Source organism: Gemmatimonadota bacterium, assembly GCA_026702745.1.
Taxonomy (GTDB): Bacteria; JAAXHH01; JAAXHH01; order JAAXHH01; family JAAXHH01; genus JAAXHH01.
Map to the genome: position 1 here is coordinate 1 of JAPPBT010000035.1, position 8,171 is coordinate 8,171.

Here is an 8,171-nt window from a genome sequence, read left to right on the forward strand (position 1 = left end):
AGAACGTCCGGGCGAGCGCCGCGGCCCTGCTGCGGACCGGGGGCGGCAGGGTCGTTCACGACGGCGACGAACTCGCCCGGGAGTGGCTTGGATTGCTGGATGACCCGGAGAAGCGTGCACAGGTCGGCGCGGCCGCACAGCATGCCGTGCTCGAGTGCGCGAAGGCCGTGGATCGCACCCTGGACCTGGCCGACCGGTGGATCCTAGAGCCGAACCCGGGCAGACCCGGCGGATCCGGGCGGCGGCGCTACCCGCAACACACGCCGTTCATTACCCGGTTGATGGACCCCGGAGAGCGCGCTCCGTCCATTCGCTTCCTGCGCCTCGCGCTGCGGCCTGCGTCCCTGCTGATGGGCATGGCGGTCCGATTACGCAACGGGTTGTACGACAAGAAGCTGCTGGCTTCCGTTCGGCTTCCGGTCACGGTGATCAGCGTAGGCGCACTGACCGCGGGCGGCGCGGGGAAAACGCCCTTGGTGAGGTACCTCGCCCGCCGCCTGCTGGACGCCGGCTACCGGCCCGCCGTGCTGAGCCGGGGTTACGGCAGGAACGCCCGTTCGACCCAGGCGGTCACACCGGGCGCCGCCTGGCGGGAGGCGGGCGACGAACCGGCCTTCCTGGCCTCGGTCCTTCCCGATGTGCCGGTGGTCGTCGGCCCGAGCCGTACCGCGTCGGGGCGGCTGGCCATTGACCGGTTCGGTGCGGACGTGCTGCTGCTGGACGATGGATTCCAGCACCGGAGCACGGCCCGCACGGTGGACATCGTGGTGCACGACGCTACCTGCCGGCTCGGCCCGGAGCGCAACTTGGGCCAACTGCTCCCCGCCGGCCCCTTTCGCGAACCGGTTTCCTCGCTCCGGCGCGCCCGTGCACTGGTGCTGACGCGGACGGACCAGGCCCGATCCGCGGTAGTCGACACGGCGCGTATCAAAAGCGAGTTCCCCCACCTGGCGCTCATCGAAGCCGTCTATGAACCCGCGGGCCTGCGACGACTGGATAAAGACCAGAACGACGGCCTGGACGACGGTACCCAGCTCCCGGCGGACCGGCTGGACGGCCGCGATGTACTGGTTCTCTGCGGGATCGCCAACCCCGCTTCCTTCGTGCAAACGGTCACGGACGCCGGGGCACGCGTGAACCGGGTCCTGGCGTACCGGGATCACCACCCCTTCACCCCTTCCGACCTGGACCGGGCACTGTCCCTGGCCGAAGAGTCCAGCGCGGATTTTATCGTCACCACGGAAAAAGATGCCGTCCGGATCCCGGACCATGCCATCAGAAAACACCTGGTTGCCCTGGATATCACGCTCCGGTTGATCTCGGGCGAATCTGAACTCGGCGAGATACTTTCAACGCTGGACGACAGGCGATGAACCGGCTATATTATTCAACCTGTACGTTTATGTGACGGCACCCGTTTATTCATCCCTCCGAAACCCGGTAAATGGCTGACTCGAACTGGATTGCCATCCTCGATTTCGGCGCGCAGTACACGCAGCTCATCGCGCGGCGCATACGGGAAAGCCACGTCTATTGCGAGGTGCTGCCCTTCGATACGCCGGCGTCTGAACTCTCGGCGCGCAACGTCACCGGCATCGTCCTTTCGGGTGGTCCGGCCAGCGTGTACGGGGAGGACGCGCCCCATCCGGACCCGGCCATATTCGAGGCGGGCAAGCCGATCCTCGGGATCTGCTACGGCCTGCAGCTCATGGGCCATTACCACGAAGGCGAGGTCGCCCACGCCGGAACCCGGGAATACGGCAACGCGGGGATCCGGACGACGGGTGAAACGCCCCTGTTCCGCGACCTGCCGGAGCGCATGACGGTCTGGATGAGTCACGGTGACGAACTCAAGGCGCCGCCGCCGGATTTCGACGTCATCGCCCGCTCCGACAACGGACACATCGCCGCAGTCGCCCATCCGGAGCGCAGGATCTACGGCGTGCAGTTCCATCCCGAGGTGGTGCACACGGTCCAGGGCCGCGAGATCCTGGAGAACTTCGTATTCGCCATATGCGGCTGCGAAGGAAGCTGGACGCCGCAGTCCTTCATCGACGGGGCGATAACTTCCATACGGGAGACCGTGGGCGAGCGCCGCGTGGCCTGCTTCGCCAGCGGCGGCGTGGACTCCTCGGTCGTGGCGGCGCTGATCGGCCGGGCCATCGGCGACCGCCTGACCTGCATCTTCGTGGACACGGGCATGCTCCGGAAGGACGAAGCACGGGAGGTCGAGGAGACCTACCGCCGGACCATCAACGCCCGGTTCCGATTCGTCGACGCCTCGGACCGGTTCCTGGACCGGCTGAAAGGCGTGGAAGAACCGGAACAGAAGCGCAAGATCATCGGGGACGAGTTTATCCGCGTCCTGGAAAGCGAACTGACCTCGCTTCGCGGCGTCCACATCCTGGCCCAGGGCACCCTCTACCCCGACGTGATCGAAAGCGCTTCCGTGGTGGGCCCGGCCAGCGTCATCAAGACCCATCACAACGTGGGCGGGTTGCCGGACGACCTGGAACTGGAGCTGCTGGAACCGGTCCGGAACCTGTTCAAGGACGAGGTGCGCACCGTGGGACGGGAACTCGGCCTGCCCGACGAGATCATCAACCGCCATCCCTTTCCGGGACCGGGCCTGGGCATCCGCGTGCTGGGAGAAGTCACCCGGGAGCGTGTAGCCATGCTTCAGGACGCAGACAGGATCTTCATCGACGAACTGCGCCGGGCCGGCCTGTACGACGAGGTCTCCCAGGCGCTGGCCGTATTGCTTCCGGTCAAGACCGTCGGCGTGATGGGTGACGCCCGTACCTACGAGCGCGTCATCGCCCTCCGCGCCGTGACCACGCTGGACTTCATGACGGCTGACTGGGCGCGCCTGCCCACGGACTTTCTAGCCCACGTCTCGAACCGCATCATCAATGAAGTAAGGGGCGTAAACCGCGTGGTCTACGACCTCAGTTCCAAGCCGCCCGGCACTATCGAATGGGAATGACCCCGCGTCCGAAACCCTTCCTGCTCCCGTCCGGAACCCCTCCAGCATCCCCAGGCCGCCGTTATCGGTATACTGAATCTTGGGCTTGACAACATATCCCGTTTGGTTATATTGCGAAATGTTATAACATAACAATATCGATCGGCGGTGATCCGCCTGATATCGATATGGGCGGCGATGAGGACTTCGGCATTCCTTTAGCTGAAACTGTTTGCTGAAAAGGTGTCTTTACGATGCGTATCGGTTGCTATGTGGCGTTCATTCTCGCATGCCTGTGTGCCGTCTCGTTCTCGTCGGACATCCACGGGACAACGATGCTGCCGGTCGAGTCTGTCGCCGCCGGCCAGTCCGGGGGTGAAGGCCACGTTGACACCGGGCCGGCATTGGCGGTCTGGGACCGGGTGGCGCTATGGGTGTGGGCCATGCAGAATGAATTCCTCGTGCAACTGACACAGGAATTCGAATCATTGCGTGGCCAGGAAGGCGTCGGCCTGGTCCTGGTGCTGACAAGCTTTCTTTACGGCATCTTGCATGCCGCGGGACCCGGACACGGGAAGATCGTATTGACGACCTACCTGTTGACCCACCCGAGCCGGTTGAATCGCGGTATCGCCATGGGCGCCGCGGCCGCGCTCCTCCAGGGCGTGACGGCGCTGTTGCTGATTTGCGTCCCCATCGTTCTGGCCGGATGGCTGCCGATGGCGCCGGAAACGGCATCGTTATGGGCGACGCGAGCCAGTTTCACCATGCTTGCGCTCGTTGGATTCTACTTGCTGGTACGTGCGGTCGGCGTCTTGTCCGAGAGCTTCCGCCGGTTGCGGCGCGGAACCGGCGAAGTCCACCACGATCAGACCCATGAGGTGCATGGGGAGGACAGCGGCTGCCGGCATATGCCCAGCGCGGCCGAGATTGATTCGGCCGGCAACCGGCATGCGGCGGCTGGTGTGGTCCTGGCCATTGGATTGCGTCCATGCAGTGGCGCCTTGTTTGTGCTGATCCTCGCCACCGCGTTGGATTTGATCTGGTACGGCGCGCTTTCCGTGGTCGCCATGTCCATAGGTACGGCGATCACCATCGTCGTCCTGGCCATCATTGCGACGGAGGCGCGGGCATGGGCGAGTTCGGTGATGGCCCACCGATCACCGTTGTGGACCCTGGCGGCCGCCGGCCTGGGTGCGCTTGGCGGCACCCTACTGGTCTTTCTGGGGCTGTGGTCGCTGAACGCGTCGTTTGTACTGAAACCGGCCATCGGACTGTAGACGGAAGGCGCTGGCTTGTTTTCCGCGCGGATGGTCATTGCGAATTGTCATGATACCACAGATTAACAAACCTGGATTCTCACCCCTGAGGGCCGGTTTCGGAGTGCGCCTCGCGCTTGCTGGCGTGGCCGCCGGTCTGTTGTGGTGTGCAGTCGCCTGGGCCCTGATATGAGTGCGTCACCTGATATGAGTGCGTCACCTGATGTGAGTGCGTCAATGGACAGTACGATCTTGCGTTTCGACAACCTGACCCTCGGATATGACCGCCATCCCGCGGTCCATCATCTCGATTACGCCATCCGTGCCGGTGCCCTCGTCGCCGTGGTGGGACCGAACGGCGCCGGAAAGTCGACGCTGCTCAAAGGGACCATCGGCAGCCTCGCGCCACTTGGAGGTGAAATCAGGTTGACGGGGATAGAAACCTCGGAAATCGCGTACCTCCCCCAACAGTCCGAAATAGACTGGAGTTTTCCGATCTCGGTCTTCGACGTGGTGGCCATGGGATTGTGGAGGAAGACGGGCGCTTCCCGTCGATTCGGACGGGAAGGCGACCGGATGGTTGGCGAGGCCCTGGATACCGTTGGGCTGGCTGGTTTCGAGCGGCGCCCCATCGGCACGCTCTCCGGTGGGCAAATGCAACGTGCCCTGTTCGCCCGCCTGCTCCTCCAGGACGCTCGGTTGATTCTTCTGGACGAGCCGTTCACGGCCATCGATTCGGCGACGGTGCGTGATCTCAAGGGGCTCATTCGTCGCTGGCACCGGGAGCGGCGGACGGTGGTCGCCGTTCTGCACGACCTGGACCAGGTCCGATCGGAGTTCCCTGAGACCCTTCTGCTGGCCCGCGAGCAGATCGCCGCCGGACCGACGGAGGACGTCCTTTCTCCAGCGAATCTCGACCATGCGCGCCGTCTCACCGAGGCCTTTGACGAAGGAGCGGCCGTATGTGCAAGATGATCGCCCGGGTTCCTTCCCGTCCGGTGGACCTTCCGTTGGAGGGCGCGTAATGTACGATGCCGTCATCGCCCCCTTCGTCGAATTCGGCTTCATGCGCCGGGCCCTGGTCGGGTGCCTTGCCCTTTCACTGGGGGCTACCCCCATCGGGGTGTTCCTGACCCTGCGGCGGATGAGTCTGACCGGGGATGCCATGGCCCACGCCATTCTACCCGGTGCGGCGCTCGGATACCTCGTCGCGGGGCTGTCCCTCGGCGCCATGACGCTCGGCGGGGTGATCGCGGGAGTGACCGTGGCCATGCTCTCCGGACTGGTGGCCCGTACCACCGTGGCCCGCGAGGATTCCAGCCTGGCCGCCTTCTATCTGATTTCCCTCGCCGTCGGGGTCGTCATCGTCTCGACGCGCGGCAGCAATGTCGACCTGCTGCACATCCTGTTCGGCACTGTGCTCGCCTTGAACGATGCCGCCATATTTCTGGTTGCGGGCATCGCCACGGTCACACTGTTCGGACTCGCCGTCCTCTACCGGCCATTGGTGATGGAGTGTTTCGACCCGGGCTTTCTCCGCTCGGTCAGCCCCTTGAGCCCGGTGGGTCATTACAGCTTTCTCGTGCTGGCGGTCCTCAATCTGGTGGGCGGGTTTCATGCCCTGGGGACCCTGATGGCGGTGGGGATCATGATCCTTCCCGCGGCTGCCGCCCGGTTCTGGACGCGTGACCTCGCGCCCCTGGTGGTCATCGGTGTGATTGCGGCCTTTCTGGGCGGGTATGTCGGCCTGTTGTTGTCCTATCACGCCAGCTTGCCTTCCGGTCCCGCCATCATCCTGACGGCGGGAGCGTTCTATCTGTTTTCACTGTCCTTCGGGCCTGACGGCGTAATCATGACGCACCTCAGGCCACGCCGCCATCTGGAAGCGTGATGCCAGAAATGAATCAGGATATACCCATGATATTCAGACGATCTGTCCTTTCTTCCGTTTTAGCCGCCTGTTTGATCGCCGTGTCAGGACCGGGGACTGCCCGGGCCGATGCCCCCATCGACGTAGTCGCATCGTTCAGCATCCTGGGGGATATGGTTCAACAGATCGGTGGCGAACGGGTGCTTGTCACGACCCTCGTCGGCCCCGATGGAGATGCGCACGTCTATCAGCCGACCCCGGCGGACGCCCGGTCCGTCGCGAAAGCCCGGCTGCTGGTCGTGAATGGATTGGGGTTTGAAGGCTGGATGGACCGCCTGACGGAGGCATCCGGATTCAAGGGGCGGGTGGTGACGGCGACCGCCGGCGTCAAGCCCCTCTGGATCGCGGACCAAGACCGCCGCGAGATCGATCCCCATGCGTGGCAGAGCCTGGCCAATGCCCGGATCTATGTTCGCAACATCGCCGACGGATTGGCTGCGGTCGATCCTGCGGGGGCCGAAATCTATAGCCACAATGCAGCACGCTATATGGAGGAGATCAACACGATCGAGGCACAGGTTCTCGAGGCGATCGATTCGCTGCCGGTCGAACGGCGCAAGGTGGTCACCTCCCATGACGCATTCGGCTATCTATCGGCAGCCTACGGCATCGAGTTCCATGCGCCGGTCGGTTTCAGCACCGAAGCGGAGCCCTCCGCCGGCGACGTGGCCAGGCTGATTCGCCAGATCAACAGGGATAAGATCCCGGCCGTCTTCATCGACAACATTTCCGACCGCCGCCTGCTCGACCAGATCGTCCGGGAAACCGGCGCGCAGATCGGCGGCACGCTCTATTCCGACGCGTTGTCGAAGGCGGACGGTCCGGCCGGCACCCACCTTGGCATGATGTTACACAACATCCGCACGCTGGTCGCCGCCTTAGGTGATTGACCGGATTTGGAACTGAGCGTTTATGTTTAGTCTGTGGTGTTAACGCAATTCCTTGATAGCCGCCGCACGCATCTGCCCGCCGGGGGATGTGCGTAGCAAGGAGGAACCCGTGAATAACGAAGCACTTTCCCAGGTTCTGGAACAAGCCGAGGTGTTGTGCCGTGAGCGAGGCGCGCGACTGACCGAACAACGCAAGTCCGTGCTTCGACTGCTGTGCGTGGCTGAAAAACCGCTCAGTGCTTACGACCTGCTGGAGCGCATGCGCGGCGTCGTCCGGAAACCCGCGCCTCCGACGGTCTACCGGGCATTGAATTTCCTACTCGAGCAGGGTCTGGTGCACAAGCTCGAGACCCTGAACGCTTATGTGGGCTGCGCCCATCCGGATCATCCCCACGCCAGCCAGTTCCTGATCTGCGACGACTGCGGCGAAGTGGCCGAGGTTGAAGATCCCAGCGTGGCCAAGAGCCTCAGAGCGGCGGGCAAGGAAATAGGATTCCGTACCAGGCGGCCCGTCGTCGAACTGCTGGGAACCTGCGCGCAGTGCAGTTCGGAGAAAGACGATACGGGCTGAGACGTACCCTCATCACTCCCAAAATCGGAGAACCATTGGAACACGCCTTTAAAAGTACCTGTATCCATCATCCGCTGGAATGTTTCACCACCCAATGACTGAAGGAACTGAAATGCCCCTGTCAGATAGACTCCCTGTTACGGTCCTGTCCGGCTTTCTCGGCGCCGGCAAGACCACACTGCTAAACAACGTGCTCAACAACCGCGAGGGCATGCGCGTTGCGGTTATCGTCAACGACATGAGCGAGGTCAGCATCGACGCGGCGCTCGTTGAGCGCGGCGGTGCGGAACTCTCCCGGACCGAGGAGAAGCTGGTCGAGATGACCAACGGCTGCATCTGCTGCACGCTGCGGGACGACCTGCTCGCCGAGGTCTCGCGGCTCGCGCAGGAGAAACGCTTCGACTACCTGCTCATCGAGTCCACGGGGATCTCCGAGCCCATTCCGGTCGCGCAGACCTTCACCTTCGAGGACGAGAACGGCGTGAGCCTGGGTCAGGTTTCGCGCCTCGACACGATGGTCACGGTCGTGGACGCGGCGAGCTTCCTGCGGGACTAC

8 protein-coding genes are annotated in these 8,171 nt (G+C 63.6%); all 8 read left to right on the plus strand.

What is annotated here, in order from left to right:
• The coding region (gene lpxK, locus OXH56_06220; GenBank protein MCY3554902.1) for a tetraacyldisaccharide 4'-kinase at nt 1–1,373 on the plus strand (1,373 nt) is incomplete at its 5' end.
• 71 nt (nt 1,374–1,444) lie between these two features.
• Nucleotides 1,445–2,986 (plus strand): glutamine-hydrolyzing GMP synthase, encoded by a 1,542-nt coding sequence (guaA, locus tag OXH56_06225; GenBank protein MCY3554903.1) that lies wholly within the window; start codon nt 1,445–1,447, stop codon nt 2,984–2,986.
• Nucleotides 2,987–3,219: 233 nt separating this feature from the next.
• Nucleotides 3,220–4,245, plus strand: a complete 1,026-nt coding sequence (locus tag OXH56_06230) for a nickel/cobalt transporter (GenBank protein MCY3554904.1) — start codon at nt 3,220–3,222, stop codon at nt 4,243–4,245.
• 216 nt (nt 4,246–4,461) lie between these two features.
• Entirely contained in the window at nt 4,462–5,199 is a 738-nt protein-coding gene (gene aztA / locus OXH56_06235; protein MCY3554905.1) for a zinc ABC transporter ATP-binding protein AztA, read from the plus strand.
• Nucleotides 5,200–5,248: 49 nt separating this feature from the next.
• Nucleotides 5,249–6,115: a metal ABC transporter permease gene (locus tag OXH56_06240; GenBank protein ID MCY3554906.1), complete on the plus strand. Its 867-nt coding sequence runs from the start codon at nt 5,249–5,251 to the stop codon at nt 6,113–6,115.
• A 26-nt stretch (nt 6,116–6,141) separates the two neighbouring features.
• Nucleotides 6,142–7,044 carry a metal ABC transporter substrate-binding protein gene (locus OXH56_06245; GenBank protein MCY3554907.1) on the plus strand — a complete coding sequence of 301 codons (903 nt, stop codon included), beginning with the start codon at nt 6,142–6,144 and terminating at the stop codon, nt 7,042–7,044.
• Between the two features lie 109 nt (nt 7,045–7,153).
• Nucleotides 7,154–7,615 (plus strand): transcriptional repressor, encoded by a 462-nt coding sequence (locus OXH56_06250; protein ID MCY3554908.1) that lies wholly within the window; start codon nt 7,154–7,156, stop codon nt 7,613–7,615.
• A gap of 112 nt (nt 7,616–7,727) precedes the next feature.
• On the plus strand, nt 7,728–8,171 hold a 444-nt coding region (locus tag OXH56_06255), incomplete at its 3' end, for a GTP-binding protein (GenBank protein ID MCY3554909.1).

Coding starts and splice junctions, on each gene's coding strand:
- guaA (MCY3554903.1), top strand. CDS start 1,445: ATGGCTGACTCGAACTGGATTGCCATCCTCGATTTCGGCGCGCAGTAC.
- OXH56_06230 (MCY3554904.1), top strand. CDS start 3,220: ATGCGTATCGGTTGCTATGTGGCGTTCATTCTCGCATGCCTGTGTGCC.
- aztA (MCY3554905.1), top strand. CDS start 4,462: ATGGACAGTACGATCTTGCGTTTCGACAACCTGACCCTCGGATATGAC.
- OXH56_06240 (MCY3554906.1), top strand. CDS start 5,249: ATGTACGATGCCGTCATCGCCCCCTTCGTCGAATTCGGCTTCATGCGC.
- OXH56_06245 (MCY3554907.1), top strand. CDS start 6,142: ATGATATTCAGACGATCTGTCCTTTCTTCCGTTTTAGCCGCCTGTTTG.